The 311-nt window shown below is 35.7% G+C and carries 1 pseudogene; it reads left to right on the forward strand.

Annotated elements, in window-relative coordinates:
- Positions 1 to 311 (forward strand): annotated as a pseudogene (locus tag AAEZ00_RS20835) (EamA family transporter RarD); the annotation flags it as partial.

Consider the following 311-nt stretch of genomic DNA (forward strand, 5'->3'; position numbering starts at 1 on the left):
TTTAATTTATTTTTATTTATACTAAATATTGATAATTTTTCTTTTTTTAATTTGTTTTGGTTGTTTAACGTCTTATTAGGAATGGTATTTCTGGGTGAGCGCTTGCGAAAATTGCAATGGGTTGCAGTGGCGTTGGCCAGTATAGGGGTACTAGTGCAGTTGATCTCTTTTGGCTCTATTCCGCTTTTATCATTAGCCTTGGCAGCCAGCTTTGGGTTTTATGGTTTACTGCGCAAAAAAGTTAATATTGACGCAAAATCAGGTTTATTAGTCGAAACAGCAATCTTGTTACCTATCGCTCTGGGTTATCT

The organism is Shewanella sp. S1-49-MNA-CIBAN-0167 (genome assembly GCF_040310145.1).
Classification (GTDB): domain Bacteria; phylum Pseudomonadota; class Gammaproteobacteria; order Enterobacterales; family Shewanellaceae; genus Shewanella; species Shewanella psychromarinicola.